General features: G+C 41.4%; 17 protein-coding genes and 2 tRNA genes. 16 read left to right on the top strand and 3 right to left on the bottom strand.

Annotation, left to right across the window (positions count from 1 at the left end):
- Positions 1 to 237 precede the first annotated feature (237 nt).
- On the top strand, positions 238 to 2,286 hold the full coding sequence (gene htpG / locus ACWJAF_RS07450) for a molecular chaperone HtpG (protein ID WP_296032239.1): 2,049 nt from the start codon (positions 238 to 240) through the stop codon (positions 2,284 to 2,286).
- A 157-nt stretch (positions 2,287 to 2,443) separates the two neighbouring features.
- On the opposite strand, the gene ACWJAF_RS07445 is transcribed toward htpG, so the two are convergent.
- Positions 2,444 to 2,923: a DUF5721 family protein gene (locus ACWJAF_RS07445; RefSeq protein ID WP_448863081.1), complete on the bottom strand. Its 480-nt coding sequence runs from the start codon at positions 2,921 to 2,923 to the stop codon at positions 2,444 to 2,446.
- Positions 2,924 to 3,063: 140 nt separating this feature from the next.
- Here ACWJAF_RS07445 and ACWJAF_RS07440 point away from each other — a divergent pair, with 140 nt between their 5' ends.
- From ACWJAF_RS07440 to ACWJAF_RS07385, 12 genes are all read left to right on the top strand, one after another.
- Complete coding sequence (locus ACWJAF_RS07440) at positions 3,064 to 3,885, top strand: GDSL-type esterase/lipase family protein (RefSeq protein ID WP_448863080.1); 822 nt, start codon at positions 3,064 to 3,066, stop codon at positions 3,883 to 3,885.
- A complete protein-coding gene (locus ACWJAF_RS07435) occupies positions 3,885 to 4,373 on the top strand; it encodes a DUF4358 domain-containing protein (protein WP_296032242.1) in 489 nt (162 codons plus the stop codon). Before ACWJAF_RS07440 ends, ACWJAF_RS07435 begins: the two co-directional genes overlap by 1 nt.
- Before the next feature lie 17 nt (positions 4,374 to 4,390).
- Entirely contained in the window at positions 4,391 to 5,797 is a 1,407-nt protein-coding gene (locus tag ACWJAF_RS07430; RefSeq protein ID WP_448863079.1) for an MBOAT family O-acyltransferase, read from the top strand.
- 98 nt (positions 5,798 to 5,895) lie between these two features.
- Positions 5,896 to 7,035 carry a DHHW family protein gene (locus tag ACWJAF_RS07425; protein WP_448863078.1) on the top strand — a complete coding sequence of 380 codons (1,140 nt, stop codon included), beginning with the start codon at positions 5,896 to 5,898 and terminating at the stop codon, positions 7,033 to 7,035.
- The gene (locus ACWJAF_RS07420) at positions 7,028 to 7,774 is read left to right on the top strand and encodes a pseudouridine synthase (protein ID WP_296032247.1); all 747 of its coding nucleotides are present in this window, start codon (positions 7,028 to 7,030) and stop codon (positions 7,772 to 7,774) included. Before ACWJAF_RS07425 ends, ACWJAF_RS07420 begins: the two co-directional genes overlap by 8 nt.
- The gene (gene ligA / locus ACWJAF_RS07415; protein ID WP_448863121.1) at positions 7,746 to 9,689 is read left to right on the top strand and encodes an NAD-dependent DNA ligase LigA; all 1,944 of its coding nucleotides are present in this window, start codon (positions 7,746 to 7,748) and stop codon (positions 9,687 to 9,689) included. The genes ACWJAF_RS07420 and ligA overlap by 29 nt, the downstream gene beginning before the upstream one ends.
- Before the next feature lie 53 nt (positions 9,690 to 9,742).
- Positions 9,743 to 11,191 carry an ATP-dependent Clp protease ATP-binding subunit ClpX gene (clpX, locus tag ACWJAF_RS07410; protein WP_296032248.1) on the top strand — a complete coding sequence of 483 codons (1,449 nt, stop codon included), beginning with the start codon at positions 9,743 to 9,745 and terminating at the stop codon, positions 11,189 to 11,191.
- 65 nt (positions 11,192 to 11,256) lie between these two features.
- Positions 11,257 to 12,615 carry a sodium:proton antiporter gene (locus tag ACWJAF_RS07405; protein ID WP_296093761.1) on the top strand — a complete coding sequence of 453 codons (1,359 nt, stop codon included), beginning with the start codon at positions 11,257 to 11,259 and terminating at the stop codon, positions 12,613 to 12,615.
- A 15-nt stretch (positions 12,616 to 12,630) separates the two neighbouring features.
- A complete protein-coding gene (locus ACWJAF_RS07400; RefSeq protein WP_448863077.1) occupies positions 12,631 to 13,635 on the top strand; it encodes a cytidylate kinase-like family protein in 1,005 nt (334 codons plus the stop codon).
- Between the two features lie 120 nt (positions 13,636 to 13,755).
- Complete coding sequence (locus tag ACWJAF_RS07395) at positions 13,756 to 15,456, top strand: S8 family peptidase (protein WP_448863076.1); 1,701 nt, start codon at positions 13,756 to 13,758, stop codon at positions 15,454 to 15,456.
- Positions 15,457 to 15,483: 27 nt separating this feature from the next.
- Complete coding sequence (locus ACWJAF_RS07390) at positions 15,484 to 15,774, top strand: hypothetical protein (protein ID WP_296032252.1); 291 nt, start codon at positions 15,484 to 15,486, stop codon at positions 15,772 to 15,774.
- A 1-nt stretch (position 15,775) separates the two neighbouring features.
- On the top strand, positions 15,776 to 16,291 hold the full coding sequence (locus tag ACWJAF_RS07385; protein WP_296093760.1) for a signal peptidase II: 516 nt from the start codon (positions 15,776 to 15,778) through the stop codon (positions 16,289 to 16,291).
- Between the two features lie 204 nt (positions 16,292 to 16,495).
- Here ACWJAF_RS07385 and ACWJAF_RS07380 read toward each other — a convergent pair.
- Positions 16,496 to 16,566 (bottom strand) — tRNA-Gly (locus ACWJAF_RS07380).
- A gap of 18 nt (positions 16,567 to 16,584) precedes the next feature.
- Positions 16,585 to 16,659, bottom strand: a tRNA-Pro gene (locus ACWJAF_RS07375).
- A 256-nt stretch (positions 16,660 to 16,915) separates the two neighbouring features.
- Between ACWJAF_RS07375 and ACWJAF_RS07370 the strand changes: the two genes are divergently transcribed.
- The 3 genes from ACWJAF_RS07370 to ACWJAF_RS07360 are packed head-to-tail and all read left to right on the top strand — an operon-like array spanning position 16,916 to position 18,978.
- A complete protein-coding gene (locus ACWJAF_RS07370; protein WP_296093758.1) occupies positions 16,916 to 17,893 on the top strand; it encodes a C39 family peptidase in 978 nt (325 codons plus the stop codon).
- Positions 17,872 to 18,003, top strand: a complete 132-nt coding sequence (locus tag ACWJAF_RS07365; RefSeq protein ID WP_448863075.1) for a hypothetical protein — start codon at positions 17,872 to 17,874, stop codon at positions 18,001 to 18,003. The genes ACWJAF_RS07370 and ACWJAF_RS07365 overlap by 22 nt, the downstream gene beginning before the upstream one ends.
- Positions 18,004 to 18,024: 21 nt before the next feature.
- On the top strand, positions 18,025 to 18,978 hold the full coding sequence (locus tag ACWJAF_RS07360) for an AEC family transporter (protein ID WP_448863074.1): 954 nt from the start codon (positions 18,025 to 18,027) through the stop codon (positions 18,976 to 18,978).
- Positions 18,979 to 18,980: the final 2 nt, after the last annotated feature.

The raw sequence follows: 18,980 nt of genomic DNA, 5'->3' as shown, positions 1-18,980 counted from the left end.
TATAGGCTGAAGGATAAAAATTAATAATTGTTTTATAAACTTCACAGAATTATTAGCACTCTTTTTTAAAGAGTGCTAATTTTCTATTGACTTTTAAAATTTACAGTATTATCATATCTGTTAGAAAAATGAAATGCCAGATGTCAGGAAACTGTCCGCGATACAATAATCCGGGGACAGCACATATACCGGACATCATATGAATAATAAATTTAGAAGAAATAGGAGTGATTTACAATGGCAGCAAAGAAAGGTAGTTTGTCAATCAGCAGTGAAAACATTTTCCCAATTATTAAAAAATGGGTATATTCCGATCACGATATTTTCGCACGTGAATTAGTATCTAATGGATGCGATGCAATCACAAAGTTAAAGAAACTGGATATGATGGGGGAATATCAGTTACCGGATGATTACAAACCGGCAATCAAAGTAGAAGTAAATCCAGAAGAGAAAACTCTGAAATTCACAGATAACGGTCTTGGTATGACAGCCGATGAAGTAGAAGAATACATTACACAGATCGCATTTTCCGGAGCTACACAGTTCCTTGAAAAATATAAAGATAAAACAACAGAAGACGATATGATCGGACACTTTGGTCTTGGATTCTACTCAGCATTTATGGTAGCAGATGAAGTGCATATCGATACACTGTCTTACAAAGAAGGTGCAAAACCGGTACACTGGGTAAGCAATGGCGGAACAGAGTACGAGATGGAAGACGGCGACAAACAGGAAGTCGGATCTACTATGACTCTGTATCTTAATGAAGACAGCCTTGAGTTCGCTAACGAATACAGAATGAGAGAAGTACTTCAGAAATACTGTTCATTCATGCCAGTTGAGATCTTCCTTTCAAAGGCAAATGCAGAACCAGAATATGAAACTATCGATGAGGCAGACTTAAAAGATGATGATGAAGTCATCGAGCATATTCACGAAGATGCCAAGATGGAAGAAAAAGAAAATGAAAACGGCGAGAAAGAAATGGTGGAAGTAGAACCGGCCAAAGAAAAAGTAAAGATTAAAAAACGTCCGGTTTCATTAAGTGACATCCATCCACTGTGGACAAAACATCCAAATGAATGCAGCGATGAGGATTATCAGGAGTTCTACCGTAAAGTATTCATGGATTACAAAGAGCCACTGTTCTGGATCCACCTGAACATGGATTATCCATTTAACTTAAAGGGAATCCTGTACTTCCCAAGAATCAATACAGAGTATGATTCTATCGAAGGAACAATTAAGTTATATAATAACCAGGTATTTATCGCTGACAATATCAAAGAAGTTATCCCAGAGTATCTGATGGTATTAAAGGGAGTCATTGATTGTCCGGACCTGCCGCTTAATGTATCGCGTAGTGCACTGCAGAATGACGGATTTGTAAATAAAATTTCTGAATACATTTCTAAGAAAGTTGCAGATAAGCTTTCCGGAATGTGCAAGACAAAGAGAGAAGATTATGAAAAATACTGGGATAACATCAGTCCGTTTATCAAGTTTGGCTGCTTAAAAGATGAAAAATTCTGTGACAAGATGAAAGATGCAGTTCTGTTCAAGAACCTGGATCACAAATATCTGACACTGAAAGACTGTATCGAAGCAAATGGCGGAAAGGTAGAAGAACCAGAGGCTAAGACAGAGGAAGATAAAGCAGACGATCAGAATAAAGAAGATAAGACAATTATCTACTATGTAACAGATGAGATTCAGCAGAGCCAGTACATCAACATGTTCAAGAATCAGGGAATGGATGCTGTAATCCTGGGACATAATATTGATTCACCATTTATTACACAGTTAGAGCAGCGCAATCAGAACATCAAGTTCCAGAGAATCGATGCAGATGTAACAGAAGGTGCGAAAGAAGAAGTTGCTGAAGATGAAAAAGAAGCATTCCAGAAGACTTCTGACAGTCTGGTAGAGATTTTCCGCAAAGAACTTGGTAATGAAAATCTGGATGTTAAGATTGAAAAATTAAAAGATGAAAAAGTTGCTTCTATGATGACACTGTCAGAAGAGAACCGCCGTATGCAGGAAATGATGAAGATGTATGGTATGAGCGGAATGGATATGGGTACGACAAGTACGTTGATTCTGAATGCTAATCATCCGCTGGTTCAGTATGTGGTTGAGCATAAGGATAGTGAGAATACAAGTATTATCTGCAAGCAGTTATATGATCTGGCTATGCTGGCGCATAAGCCGCTTAGTCCGGAGGAGATGACAGCATTTGTGCAGAGAAGTAATGAAATAATGATGTTGCTTACGAAGTAGGTTTTTTGTGGAAGCGTAGGAGCGCGGGAGGTGTTCGCAGGCGGACGCCTGAGGCGCGGTATCCACGTTGCTCTGCGACCGTTTCGCCGGCAAACTGTAGAAGTGAAAACGCCGTGTGGCTATGGAAATGGACATAGCCGTGCGGTGTTTTTGTTTTTTAGTAGTCGCCTTCGATTTGGTTGGTTTTAAGGATGGTTTTGGCTTCCTGGTCCCAGGATTGTTCCAGGGTTTTGTCGAGGGTGAAGGTGGTAAGTGCGGTGCCGGTGGTGCAGTGCAGGGTGGTGCCGTCATAGTGGAAGTTGAGGTAGAGTCCCTGGATGTTTTCCGTGCGGTAGGCGGTAAGGCCGTGGCGGGTCAGAAAATCCGGGTATTGATCAGCCGGGAGGGCCAGTATGATCTTGAAGTTTAACGGGGTGCGTTTGCCGCGGATGATCTGGAAACAAAAGTCGCGGGCTTTTTCCCAGCGGGCGTAGGTCGCTTCTGGTTTTTCGTCGAAGAAGTCTTCTTGCAGGTAGCCGTCGAGCCTGAATTTCCCCCAGGTTGTGAATTCTGCTTCGATGAAGGAGAACTGGTCGAATGTTTCTTTTAATAACAGGTGTGACATACAGTTTTTGGCTGATAATGAATATATGGTCATAAGGAAACCTCCTAAATTTTCTATGGATTCTATCATAACATAGAATGAGTGAATAATTGACATTTAAAAAGAAAAACAGTACAATTATTTAGATATACGTATGTAACCAAAGAAAGAAGCGAAAAAAGGAGATCATTTTCGTGGACAGACAAGAACTAGAGATGAAAGATAGAGAATATGAAAGAAAAGAGCTGAAACCGTATGAAAAAGATCATATGGTTCGGACTTTTCTGCTTCTGGTGGCGATTGTGACTGTGATTGTTGCAATTGCTGTCACTATGAAGCTTACGAATCCGGATCTTGATACGAAGAAAGGGACCGGGATTCTGAAAACTATGGATGAGACAGATGTTGCATCCGTGGATAAAAGCATACAAAAGCTTGAAAAAGAAGAACGTCTGGCAGCACAGGCGGCAGATAAAATAAAACCAAGTGTAAAGTTCAAAGATGCACTGGTGATGGGAGATTCCATCACACAGGGACTCTATGAATATGGAGTGTTAAATGCGGCAAATGTACAGGCAGACCGTGGAACTGGTGTGACAGATAACAGCAATAAAAAGTTAAGGGCACATATCGATAAAGCAAAGAAGATGAAGCCGTCTACCATATTTTTATGTTATGGTATGAATGACTTAGAGGCGCAGAATGGAGATGCACAGGGATTTGTAAAAGCATATAAGCCTGTGATCGAAGAACTGAAAAAAGCACTTCCGGATACGGATATCTATGTAAACAGTGTTCTGCCGACTTCGCAGGCAGCAGTTAAGAATAAGCCGGTATATAGAAAAGTCCCAGAGTTTAACAAGGCGTTGAAAGCATTGTGCAAGCAGGAAAAAGTAGGATTTATTGATAATACGGACCTTGTAGAACAGCAGTTTTATGCAAGTGACGGCGTTCATATGTCACCATCCTATTATAAGAAATGGGTCTATAATATGGCAGAGGAAGCAGGATTATAATGAAAAATGGAAAGATAGATCTTATTAATATTTTGAAATATCTGATGGTACTGGTACTGGTCATGTATGTAGTATTTCTGATTTCAAGAGAAGGCAGCAGCGATGTGCCGGTAGATACCATTGAAAAGAATATTACAAAAGTTATGAAGACGAAAGGCATGTCCAAAGGAAGTGCACAGGATCTGAAAAAATACTACGGATTAAATGCCAATGATTATGATGGCGTAATGCTGTATATTCCAAATGATGTCATGAGTGTTAATGAAGTGCTGGTTGTAAAAGTAAAAGACGAAAGCCAGATAGAAGATATCGAAAAAGCAGTCCAGACACGTCTGGATACGCAAAAGAAGAGCTTTGAAGGATATGGGGTAGAACAGACAAAACTACTTCGTTCAGCAGTTGTGGAATCCAAAGGTTCCTATACAATCCTTGTGGTTTCAAAAGATGCGGACAAGATTGATGAGGCATTTAGAAAAAGTATTCGATAATTAAAGGAATTAGAGAAATGTTATTTAGCAGTATTGTATTCTTATTTACGTTTTTGCCAGTTGTGCTGATATTATATTATGTTTTGCCGGCGGCATGTAGAAATCCAGTGTTGTTACTGGCAAGCCTTGTGTTTTATGCGTGGGGAGAGCCGGTATACATTTTCCTGATGATATTGTCTATATTATTTAACTATATCAGCGGACTGGACATTGCAAGAAATCTGGAAAACAAAAAAAAGGCGAAGAGGAGCCTTGTATTTAATATTATTGTTAATATTGCGATTCTTGGATTCTTCAAGTATGAAGGATTCGTGCTGGATACGATCAACCACGTATTTCCGGTGCATATCAAATATCATGCACTGGCACTGCCGATCGGAATATCGTTCTATACCTTCCAGATCATGTCTTATATCATAGATGTGTATCGTGGAAAAGTGAAGGTACAGAAGAATCTGCTTAATTTTGCATTATATGTAACGATGTTCCCACAATTGATCGCAGGCCCGATCGTACAGTATGCAGATATTGATGAACAGCTTACACACAGACGGCATTCCATTGGAAAATTCGGTGACGGATGCATGTTCTTTATAAGAGGACTTGCGAAAAAAGTACTTTTAGCTAATACATCTGGCATGATATTTACAGAAGTAACCGGACTTTCAAAAGGAAATGTATCCGTACTGACGGCGTGGCTTGGGGCATTTGCCTATATGTTCCAGATTTATTTTGACTTTAGTGGATATTCGGATATGGCGATCGGACTTGGAAAAATGTTCGGATTTGAGCTGTGTGTGAACTTTAATTATCCGTATGTGTCAAAAAGCATTACAGAATTCTGGAGAAGATGGCACATTTCCCTTAGCAGCTGGTTCAGGGATTATGTATATATTCCGCTTGGTGGAAACCGGGTATCGGCAGCAAGACACATTTTCAATCTGCTGGTAGTGTGGTTACTGACCGGACTCTGGCACGGAGCTGCATGGAATTTTGTGGTGTGGGGATTATATTATGGTGTCATACTGATTATTGAAAAATATCTGCTGGCACCGGTTCTGGAAAAAATTCCGGGAATATTTAGTCATATTTACAGTATATTTTTGATTGTGATTGGATGGGTATTGTTCTTCAGTTCATCACTTGGACAGGCTCTTGAATATATGAAAGTAATGTTTGGTGTGGGAGCACATGGCATTGTGGATCAGGAAAGTCTGTATCTGCTTACAACCAATCTGGTATTGTGGCTGATGCTGGCGATTGGTTCAACAAGATATGTGCATGTCAGATATGAGCACCGGATGAGGTCCAGAAGATGGAATACAACGATGATAAATGGGGTTGTATACGTGATTTTATTTGTGGTCAGCATCGCATATCTGGTGACGGAAACGTATAATCCGTTCTTGTATTTCAGATTTTAGAGGCCACGATGGAAGAGCTAAGGAATGAGAGAATAAGAAATAATCTCTCAAGGGAAGAGAGATTACGAAGAAAGAGAAAGAGAGAGAGAAGAAGACAATTGCAAAGAAATAAATTTATAGCGCTGGTATTTCTGTTAATGCTTGGAATCATCTGTGTTGTGAATGTGGCAACTGGCGACAGAAAGTTCTCTGAAAAAGAAAACCGGGCATTGGAACAACGGCCACAACTGACACTTTCGGGAATTGAAAGTGGAAGATGGATGGAACAGTATGAATCATATGTGTCAGATCAGTTCACGGGAAGAGATTTCTGGGTATCGTTAAAGAGTAATCTGGACCTTCTTTCCGGAAAATGTAAGTCCAATGGCGTATTCAAAGGAAAAGACCATTATCTGCTGGAGGACATTGCAACACCGGATGAAACACAGATGAATGCGAATCTGACAGCAATGAAAGAATTTCAGCAAACGTATAAGGATATTCCGATGTACATGATGCTGGTGCCGGATGCAGCGAATATCCAGGCAGACAAACTTCCGAAACATGCAGTGACAGAAGATCAGAACCAGCAGTTTACACAGATTAAAGATACACTTGGTGATTCTTTTCAGTGGATCAATGTGACAGATGCTTTGAACAAGCATAAGTCGGAAGATTTGTATTACCGTACCGATCATCACTGGACGACACTGGGTGCTTATTATGGATATCAGGAACTGGCAGCTTCCATGAAGCTTGATACAGGTAAGCAGCAGGAATTAAAGCCTTATGCAGTAACGACGGAATTCAATGGAACACTTTCGTCCACCAGCGGCTATGAGACCAGCTACGAAGAGCCGATTTATATCTATGCACCGGATGATCTTGAAAAGGCAACACAAGTAGTGGTAAATAATGTAAATGAAAAGAAAAAGACAGGAACACTTTATGATACATCAAAATTAAAAGGCAAAGATAAATATGCTCTGTTCCTGGGTGGCAATTATCCGATGTTAGATATCAGGACGACGGCTGATTCTACGGACAGACTTCTGATCTTTAAGGATTCGTATGCGAACAGCCTGATTCCGTTCCTGACGGATTATTACAGGGAGATCATAGTGATCGATCCAAGATATTATTATGATAATATTAAGGATGTTATGGAAGAGAATAAGATTACAAGTGTACTTTTCCTGTATAATGGTAATACTTTTGTAAAAGATAACAGCATCAGTGGAGTGTTACAGAATGATTAGACTGAATAAATATCTAAGTGATGCCGGCGTATGTTCAAGAAGAGAAGCAGACCGGCTGATTGAAAAAGGAATGGTAACCGTGGACGGACAGCCTGCGGTTCCCGGAATGAAAGTAGATGACGGACAAGAAGTCCGTGTAGGGAAAAAAACTATAAAAAGTAAGACAAAGAAAACGGTCCTGGCGGTTTACAAACCTGCTGGGATTGTTTGCACAGAAGATAAAAGAGAGAAAAAGAATATTATCCGTTATCTAAATTATCCGGTCCGCATCACCTATGCAGGCAGGCTTGATAAAGATTCGGAAGGTCTTCTGATCATGACCAATGACGGGGATCTGATCAACGGTATGATGCGTGCAAGATTCGCTCATGAGAAAGAATATAAAGTAACCGTACAAAAAGAAATCACTCCGGAATTTATCGAAAAGATGAGCAGAGGAGTACATATCAAAGATAAAGAGAAGAACCTGGATGCGGTAACAAGACCGTGTACAGTAAAGAAAATTGGAAAATATACATTTTCCATTATACTGACACAGGGACTGAACAGGCAGATCCGGAGGATGTGTGAAGCACTTGGATATAAAGTGACGAATCTGAAGCGCATCCGGATCATGAACATAGAACTTGGGAATCTAAAACCTGGACAGGTAAGAGAATTAACAGAACAGGAGTTAAAGGAATTATATGGGACAGTCAAAGAACGAGAGAATGCAGGAACTGGTAGACATCTTAAATAAAGCCTCCAGGGCATACTACCAGGAAGCGCAGGAAATCATGAGCAACTATGAATATGATCAGATGTACGATGAACTTCAGAGCCTGGAAAAAGAACTGGGAATCACATTGTCCAACAGCCCGACTGTAAATGTAGGATACGAAGTAGTCAGCGAACTTCCAAAAGAAAGACATGAAAGCCCAATGCTTTCCCTTGACAAGACCAAGGAAGTGGAAGAACTTAAGAATTTCGTGGGTGACCAGAAAGCGCTGATGTCATGGAAGATGGATGGACTTACGATTGTACTGACTTACCGTGATGGAAAGCTTTATAAGGCCGTTACACGGGGAAATGGAGAAGTTGGAGAAGTCGTAACCAATAATGCGAAAGTATTTAAGAATGTGCCGGTTCAGATTGCATACACCGGGGAACTGATCCTGCGTGGAGAAGCGGTTATCGGCTATCATGATTTTGAGAAGATCAATGAAGAGATCGAAGACGTAGATGCCAAATATAAGAACCCGAGAAACTTATGCAGCGGTTCGGTCAGACAGTTGAATAACCAGATTACGGCAAAGAGAAATGTCATGTTCTATGCATTTACACTGGTGCAGGCAGACGGTGTGGATTTTATGAATTCCAGGGCCTGCCAGATGGAATGGCTGAGATCACAGGGATTTACAACGGTGGAATATCATATGGTAACGAGAGATACGGTAGAAGCAGAGGTTGCTAAATTTTCGTCTAAGATTAGTGAAAATGATTTTCCGTCAGATGGACTTGTGCTAACATATGATGATATAGCGTACGGACGTTCACTTGGAAGAACGGCAAAATTCCCGAGAGATTCCTTTGCATTCAAATGGCAGGATGAGATTAAGGAGACAACACTTCTTGAGATTGAGTGGAGTCCGTCAAGAACAGGGCTGATCAATCCAGTTGCAATATTTGAGCCGGTAGAACTGGAAGGAACGACGGTCAGCCGTGCAAGTGTCCATAATATCAGTATTATGGAAGAACTGGAACTGGGAGTCGGAGATAAGATTGAAGTATATAAGGCGAATATGATCATTCCGCAGATTGCAAAGAACCTGACCAGAAGCGGAGTAAGAGATATACCGCAGCATTGTCCGGTCTGTCATGGAGAGACAAAAGTCAGCCAGGTCGGGAATGCAAAAGCATTATACTGTATGAATCCGGAGTGTCAGGCAAAGCATGTGAAGTCCTTTGCACTCTTTGTAAGCAGAGATGCATTGAACATAGAAGGATTGTCAGAAGCGACACTGGAAAAATTCATTTCCAGAGGATATATCCATACATTTGCAGATATCTTCCATCTGGACCGGTATAAAGATGAGATCCAGGACATGGAAGGATTTGGCGAAAAATCTTATAAAAAACTGATGGATAGTGTGGAAAAGGCAAGAACTACAACGCTTCCAAGAGTCGTCTATTCTCTTGGAATTGCAGGAATTGGTCTTGCCAATGCAAAAGTTATTTGCAGAGAGCTTGGATATGATGTAGAATCTCTACTGAAAGCATCAGAAGAAGAGTTAAATGAGATCCAGGGAGTCGGGGAAGTTCTAGCAAAGGCATTCGTCGGATACTTCGCAGATGAGAAGCATGTGGAGAATTTCAGACGTCTGCTTGACGAACTGACCATTCCAAAAGAAGAGATGACAAAGACACAGATCTTTGCAGGTGTGAACTTTGTAATTACCGGAAGCGTGACACATTTTGCCAACAGAGGAGAGGTCAAAGAGCTAATTGAAAGCCTTGGCGGAAAAGTTACAGGATCGGTAACATCCAAGACAAACTATCTGATCAATAACGATGTGACAAGCACATCATCTAAGAATAAAAAGGCAAATGAGCTGGGAATACCGATTATATCAGAAGAGACATTTCTGGAGCTGGTGAACCAGGAGGATGCATAAGACATACAAGAAAAAGAGTGAAATATACGACAGAACAGTAGAAGGAGAGAATAATGACAAACCAGGATGATAACAATCAGGAGATTGAAAAAGTAGAAGATGTAGAAGTAGAGACAACAACACATACATCTGATACGAATAATAAAAAACAAAATGATGATGACGGATACGAAAAAGTCTGCTTTATCTGCAGACGTCCGGAGAGTGTTGCCGGTAAGATGATCGAGCTTCCGAACCGTATCTGTGTATGCAATGACTGTATGCAAAAGAGCTTTGATGCTATGTCAAACGGACCAATCGACTACAGCCAGCTTATGAATATTCCGGGAGTACAGGTGTTCAATATGGCTGACATGGAACAGAGCATTCCAAAACAGCAGAAGATCAAAAAGAAAAAAGAAGGCGAAGAATATAAGCCATTAGTAGATATCAAGAACCTTCCGGCGCCACATAAGATCAAGGCCAAATTAGACGAGTATGTAGTCGGACAGGAATATGCGAAGAAAGTAATGTCCGTAGCGGTATATAATCACTATAAACGTGTCGCTACCGATTCGATGGATGATATCGAGATCGAAAAATCCAATATGCTGATGATCGGACCTACAGGTTCCGGTAAGACATATCTGGTTAAGACGCTTGCAAGAATCCTTGATGTACCGCTTGCAATCACGGATGCGACCTCTCTTACAGAGGCCGGATATATCGGAGATGATATCGAAAGCGTAGTATCAAAGCTTCTGGCGGCAGCAGATAACGATGTAGAAAAGGCAGAACAGGGAATCATCTTCATCGATGAGATTGATAAGATTGCTAAGAAGAAGAACTCAAGCCAGAGAGATGTAAGCGGGGAATCCGTACAGCAGGGAATGTTAAAACTTCTGGAAGGAAGCGACGTAGAAGTGCCTGTCGGAGCAACAAGCAAGAATGCCATGGTACCACTTACAACTGTCAATACAAGAAATATCCTGTTCATCTGCGGAGGTGCATTCCCGGATCTGGAAGGAATCATCAAAGAGCGTCTGACAAAGCAGGCAGCAATTGGTTTTGGAGCAGATCTGAGAGATAAATATAATAATGACAAAGAAATCCTTAAGAAAGTAACAACCGAGGATCTGCGGGCATTTGGTATGATACCGGAGTTTTTAGGGCGTCTGCCGATCGTATTTACCTTACAGGGAATGAATGAGGACATGCTGGTAGAAATCTTAAAAGAGCCTAAGAATGCAATCCTGAAGCAGTACCAGAAGCTTCTGGCACTGGATGAAGTAAAACTGGAATTTGACGAAGGCGCACTGCATGCGATTGCAAAGAGGGCAATGAAAAAAGATACAGGAGCAAGAGCACTTCGTGCGATTATCGAGGACTTTATGCTGGATATCATGTACGAGATCCCAAAAGATGACAATATCGGAGAGGTTGTAATCACAAAAGAATATATCGAAGGAACCGGTGGACCGGTAATTATGTTGAGAGGTCAGGAAGTACCAAGACTTCAATAATACATTTTACATATAGTTTTATAACTTAACATTTTTACTTGGAGAAGAATGGAGGAAAGATAGCGATGGGGGAAATATCAGCTATTCCAATCTGGCTCTGCATACCATTTGCAGGGCTGTTGCTGAGTATTGCCGTAATGCCGCTGATCAAGCCTGAATGGTGGGAAAAACACCAGCCGCTTGCAGTTACAGTATGGTCAATACTGTTTATCATTCCATTTACGGCGAAATATGGAATGTTTTCGATGGCAGAGACCGTCCTCGAATGTGTGGTAAATGATTATCTGACATTTATCGTCCTGTTATTTGGATTATTCTGTGTAGCAGGTAACATTACGATTGAGGGGGAATTTGCCGGATCACCGAGAATCAATACAGCATTGTTTGTCATGGGAACACTGCTTTCAAGTGTGATCGGTACAACGGGGTCCAGTATGCTTCTGGTCCGTCCTTTTATCAAGATGAATTCATGGAGAAAGAGAAAGAGTCATATTATGATCTTCTTTATTTTCCTGATTTCGAACATGGGAGGATGTCTGACACCAATTGGAGATCCGCCGCTTCTGATGGGATTTATGCGTGGAGTACCATTTTTCTGGAGTATGAAATTATTCCGTATTCTGCTCTTTAATATGGTGATTCTACTGGTAGTATTTTATTTCCTGGACAGAAGAGCTTACAGAAAAGATATTGCAGAAGGAAGAAAACCGGATATCAGAGAACCGGGAACACATTTTAAGATCGTAGGACTGCATAACTTAATCTATGTAGCAATGATCGTTGGTGCGGTTATCTTAAGCGGAACACTTCCGAACATGGCAGCATTCCAGAATGCAGATGGAACAGTAAAAGGAATCCATATTCTTGGAGAGGTAACACTTGGATTCCCGTCTGTTATTGAGATTGTGATCATACTTCTGGCAGCACTGTTATCATTTAAAACAACAAAGGAAGAAGTACGTATCCGTAACCACTTTACCTGGGGAGCTATCCAGGAAGTTGCAGTTCTTTTTATCGGAATCTTTATTACGATGCAGCCTGCACTTATGATTCTGAAGGCAAATGGAGCAGAACTTGGAATCAATAAGCCATTTGAGATGTTCTGGGCAACCGGAGCACTTTCAAGCTTTCTTGATAATACACCGACCTATCTGGTATTCCTTACAACGGCCGGAGCACTTGGCTTTAAGAGCGGTGTTGCGACAACACTTGGTACGGTTCCGGTTAAGATGCTGGAAGCAATCTCGTGTGGAGCTGTGTTCATGGGAGCCAATACATATATTGGAAATGCACCGAACTTCATGGTAAAATCCATGTCTGACGAAAACGGTGTGCGTATGCCGTCGTTCTTTGGATATATGGCATGGTCACTGACATTCCTGATACCGGTATTTATTATCGATATGCTGGTATTCTTTTTATAGAGGGAGGTGCGGAACATGCAGGAAAGTAAGAACAAATATTATGACATTGCAGAACAGATCTATGATCTGGATGGAGAAGTCTATGAATGTGTAGGATCTTCTCTTGGACGTACCTTTACAGGGGATAAGCGTAGTTGTGTGGAGAGTCTTGTTAATTTGATGAGAACGAAACCACAGGGACATCTTCTTAGAAGTGAGCTGGCGTTGATCAGTAATATGGCACGTACTATCCGTAAGGATGAAGACCGTTCCAGACTGATGAAAAGATATGATGATATATTAAAAGAAATCGCTGCACTGCCAACAGGCTTTGGTAAGGTTGAAATTCTTGATGAAAACAGGGCAAAATTAAATACAGCAAACTTGCGTCAGAAGTTTTCAAAAGACGATCATCTGATCATATGTATCGGACGAACACATGGAAGTGCGGGAAATGACATCGGGTTTGCGCTGGCAGATGCACTTCGTATTAATTACTACGATGCAGAGATTTTTAATGAAGTACTCAGACGTCTGGATGCAGAAAAGGATTCTGTAGTAGATGTGGCAGATCTTGGAACCAATCAGATTGAGAACAAATACCAGGGATCAGGAAGAACTCTTAAAGAGCGTCTGAAAGATTTTGACCGCTATCATGGACTGACAAAAGAAGATGCAATCTTCTTTAATCAGAGCGACCTGATCTGTAAGATGGCAAGAGAAGAAGACTTTATTGTAATGGGAAGATGTGCAGATGTGATACTGGCCAATAACCATATCCCACACATCAGTATCTTCATTACAGCACCATTTGAACAGCGTGTACACCGTGTCATGGAGGTCAATGATCTGGATCATAAAAAGGCAGTACGCCTGCTTAAGAAAATTGACAGGCAGCATGCAAAATATTATAACTATTATACAGGACAAAAATGGGGCGATGCCATGAACTATGATATCTGCTTCAACAGTGCAAGCTATGGTATCGAAGAGTCTGTTGATATTATCGAACGTATGCTGAATCATCCGGCGAACGGTTAGAAGCTTTATACGTTCGGAAGAAGCTGTTGGTGACAGATTCTGTAAATAGTAAAAAAGATTAATGAAATATAAGGGACCTTTCATATACATGAATAAATGTATTTGAAAGGTCTTTTTTCTATGGCTGATAATTGCAGGGAAAAAATATTGTCGCAGGATTACTGGGATTTTATCATCCCATTATATAGAGACGAGGAACTTCAGGAAGTAGATTCTGAAAATGTGTGTATACAGGAGATGGATTTTGGATATAAAAGTGTGTCTGTCAACCGTAGTATACTGGCAGATCTATCCATCCGGCAGTATTGGTACAGTGCGATTCCAAAATGTTATGCGCTTTTAGACCTGCAGCCTCTGGATGTGGCAGGCATCATTACACTTCAGAATTATCCGACACTTCAACTAATGGGAGAAGGTATTATGATAGGATTCCTGGATACGGGAATAGATTATCAGAACAAAGTCTTCCGAAATCTGGACGGGACGACAAGGATCGCAGGGATCTGGGATCAGACAATTCAGGAAGGAGCATCACCGGAAGGCCTGGAATACGGAACAGAATATACAGAAGATATGCTTAATCGGGCACTTAAGGAAGAAGAACCTTTAAAGAGTGTTCCTACAAAAGATGAGGATGGACATGGAACCTATGTGGCAAGTGTGGCTGCAGGAGGTGCAGATTATAATAACAGATTTACCGGGGCGGCACCCGAAGCTGCCATTGCCATGGTAAAGCTAAAACCGGCGAAGGCTTACCTGAAAGAATTCTTTGCGATAAAAGAAGAGGCGGTGTGTTATCAGGAAAATGATATTATGCTTGGCCTTAAGTATCTGAACGGACTGGCAAGAAAGAAGAAGATGCCGCTTGTACTCTGTGTAGCGCTTGGAACCAGTTTTGGAGGACATAACGGAGAATCGATGCTTGCAAATATACTGGATATCTATTCGACGGTGAGAAACCGGTGTGTAGTCGCAGGAACTGGGAATGAAGCGGCGCAGAGACATCACTATTTTCACCGTTTTACGGAGAATGAAAACAGCAGGAATGTAGAGATACGTGTAGGAAGTGGTGTGCGTGCATTTGTAACGGAATTATGGAGCAGGCTTCCGGATATTGTTACAGTATCCGTGGTATCACCGTCTGGAGAGCGGACAGGGATGATCCCGCTCCGGCTTGGATATCTGTTCGAATTCCGGTTTGCATTTGAACGGACGGTAATTACAGTGGAATACAGGCTTTTGCAGGAGAATAATGATGCCCAGCTGGTGTTCTTAAGATTCCGGGATACAGTGCCCGGAATCTGGCGGATAGAGGTATCACCGGCATTGCAGGAGCAGGGGGAATTTCATATGTGGCTTCCGATGGAAGAGTTCCTGGAAGGGGAGGTATATTTTCTGGAATCCAATCCAGATACGACATTGACGGAGCCGGCCGGAGGAAGGAATCTTATGTCTGTGGCATATTATAACAGTCAGGAGAATGGAGTTGATATTCACTCGGGCAGGGGGTATACTAGAGATGGAATGATCAAACCGGATTATGCGGCACCGGGAGTGGCGGTTACAGGTGCAGTACCTGGCGGGGGCTTTCGTAACCGTAGTGGTTCCAGTGCTGGAACAGCAATCGCAGCAGGCGGATGTGCCTTACTCATGAGATGGATCAGCGACCAGCCGGGAGCAAGAGGAGCAAGTGCAAGCCAGGTCAGAAACATTATCGTAATGGGGACAGGAACACTTCCGAATGAAGAGTATCCGACGACAGAATGGGGATATGGTACGATGAATCTATATCGTTCGTTAGATATCCTGCGGCAATTGTAAATCGAAAAGATAAAGGAGAGAATAGCAATGGCAGATTTTTTTGAAGAATTAGGAAAAAGAGTTTCAGATGTTGCAAGCGACATTACAAAAAAGACAGGAGACACATTAGAAATCCAGAAGATTAAAAGCAATGTCCGTTCCTTAAAAAGAGCAAATGAAAGAGACCTTGCAGATATCGGACGTATGGTATATGAAAAATTCCAGAGTGGTGAAGTATCGGATATGGATTATGTAACACTCTGTGAGGAGATTGAAAAAAGAGACGAAGAGATTGAAAAACAGGAAGAAGAGATCGTAAAGATCCAGGGAGAAATCTAGAATGCAGACACGCATGCTTGGTGCAATCGGAACACTGTTTGGCGTAGATATGGCTGTAAAACAGTATATTGAAGAGAATATCGAAGATACCGATGAAAAAAGCTTCTGTGGAAGCAGGATTGTAATCCGGAAAATCTATAATAAGGGATTTGCACTTAGCTCAATGGAAGATGAACCGGAGAAAGTAAAACAGGTATCGATATGGACGACAATCGCAATCTTCATTATGACGGCTCTTGAATCGTTCCGGGATGGGCATAGATTCCGGAAACTTGCGCTGGTATTATTAAGCGCCGGTGCGGCAAGCAATACGTATGACAGGGTGGTCAGAGGAAAGGTCATCGACTATATTGGCTACAGGTCACCGGAAAGAGCAAAGAGCCAGAGTGATTCCGGAAGCAGAAGAATGATTCAAAAAGGGAAAGACTTTCTGGAAAATATTACTGCAAATCTGGCTGATATCTATATATTTCTGGGTGCGATGATTATCTGGATCAGAAAGCTGTTCAGAAAATAGAGGGGATTTTTTCAGTGAAAGACGACCTGAATTTGGAATGAACTAACAATTAGAAAAACAAAATAATAAAAAACCTGCGCAATAGAGTGTAATGAAAAGCATTGCTTTATTTATTAGACTCTATTGCGCAGGTTTTTTGTAGCATAGTATGCAAGAGAAACTGCCGGCGGCAACTTCTCTGTAGATAAAAAAGGGTATGAAAAAAGCGGGTGATGGGAATCGAACCCACGTATCCAGCTTGGAAGGCTGGTGTTCTACCATTGAACTACACCCGCATGTTTTATAAAATTGAATCGGGGTGACAGGATTCGAACCTGCGACCTCCTGGTCCCAAACCAGGCGCTCTAGCCAAGCTGAGCCACACCCCGTTCTGTTGTGTTTTTTTGTCTCTCGTGAAGACAAGAGTTATAATATCACGGTTATAGATAAAATGCAAGCATAAATTGAAAAAAATTATAAAAAAATTTCGAACGATCTGGAAAAATGGAAAAACGACAACAAAAGACGCAAATTTAGGAAAAAGTTAAGTTGTAAGGATAAGAATGCTGTTGTATAATGAAAAACGATGCTAAGGTTCACAGGTAGTGCATGTGAACCTTAGCAAACCGATGTAAAAGAGAATAAATGTTGTATGTAAATGTTATAGAAGAACCTTCAGAAGAGGATCAGAAAGGAAAATCAGATCAAGAGATGAAAGAGACCAATATAACAGATGAAGCAGAAAAAGATAAGATAGCGACGCATGTAAAAGCACATGCGAAAAAAGCACGAAAAAAACAACTCATCAAGCATGTAACAGTAGTTGTTATACTGGCAGCAGTCATTACTGCTGCTTTTACTGGTTATTATATGCATCAGGAACAGATTAATGCAAAAAAAAGTGCAGAAGCACAAAAAGAAGAGCAGCTAAAAGAAACCGAAGTAAGTAAGATGACTCCGGAGACAGAAGCGCAGAAAATTGCCAGAATCAAAAAGAAAGCACAGAAGCATGGCTATCCGAAGGGTGTGATAGAGCTGCTGGATAAGAATGCAGAGACGGTTGACTTTGTGGCAGACTATGAGCAGAAGAAAGACAATCCTGTTGCAGACACAATTGGCGTTGATCTGTCGCAAGGCGGTATCCCGGAATTATTACAATGGGACGAAAGATGGGGCTATGCACCATATGGATCAAGTATGGTAGCTGTCAGTGGATGCGGCCCGACCTGTATGGCGATGGTAGCAGCAGGTCTTAATCAGGACGAGACGATCACACCGGCAAAAGTAGCAGCATATGGAACCCAGCACGGATACGTAGATGCGAATAATGACACATACTGGAAGTTTATGAATGAGGCAGGGGCGAACTGGAACTTAAAGAGCCAGTCATGCCTGTTGAATGAAGAACAGTTAAGCAAGGAGCTTTCACAGGGACATCCGGTTATCTGCAGTATGGGACCTGGGGACTTTACGAAAGAAGGTCACTTTATCGTAATGACAGGATATGAGAATGGCAATATAAAGATCAATGATCCATTTAGTATCAAAAATACCAATGCAACCTGGACTTATGCACAGATTAAGGATCAGGTGAAAGCAATGTGGGTATTTACAAAAAAATAGATGAAAAAAGCGAAGATGCGATTTTTGAAAAATGTAGAATGTCATATAGAGATGAAAACGAAGATATGGATAAAAAAAACAAAAGTCATATAGAGAAAATATATATTTAGGATGAGAGAAGTTGAGTAGATTTGGACAATATTATTGTATCATTTAACGTAATTGCACCGGTATTCTTTCTGATGGTGCTTGGATATCTGTTGGTCAATTATACATCGCTGGCAGACAGACAGCTCACTAAACAGGCGAATGCAATCGTATTCAAGATATTTCTGCCATGTATGTTATTTTATAATGTATATCAGAGTGATATAGGGGCAGAGATACAAAGCAGGATCAAATTGTGTATATGGGCAGCAGGCGGATTGATTATTTTATTCATACTGCTGTGCCTGATTGTTCCGAAAGTAGTAAAGCAGGAAAATCAGCAGGGAGTCGTGATCCAGGGGATTTTTCGCAGTAATTACGTAATCTTTGGAGTGGCGGTTGTACAGAATATGTATGGCTCTAAAAGCACCACAACAGCAGCTATTTTAAGTGCGATTCTGGTACCAATGTATAATTTCCTTGCAGTAGTTGCACTTTCTATATTCGGCGAAAAGAGGGAGACGGACTGGAAGAAGATTATTATGGATATTATAAAGAATCCACTGATTCTTTCTTCCATGCTTGGAGTCGTGTTCTCACTTCTTGGAATCAGGCTTCCGACGGCTGTGGATACAACGGTACAGGACCTGGCGAAATTATCAACGCCGATTGCGTTCATGATTCTGGGCGGGGACCTGGATTTTTCTAAGGTAAAAGGCAATATGAAGCTGTCATCGGTTGTATTGACGATTAAGCTGGTTATCCTGCCGCTAATCATGATACCGATGGTCGTAATGATGGGATACAAAGATGCGGATCTCTTATCAGCACTTCTGGCATATCAGACACCGGTCGCAGTATCCAGCTATATCATGGCACAGCAGGCAGGGGCGGATGGACAGCTTGCCGGGCAGCTGGTGGTATTTTCTTCGGTACTTTCGATCTTTACGTTGTTTGTGACGATATTTATACTTCGGATGATGGGGATGCTGGCGTAAGG

The organism is Dorea sp. (assembly GCF_977044405.1).
This window is presented reverse-complemented; position numbering and strand designations above follow the sequence as displayed.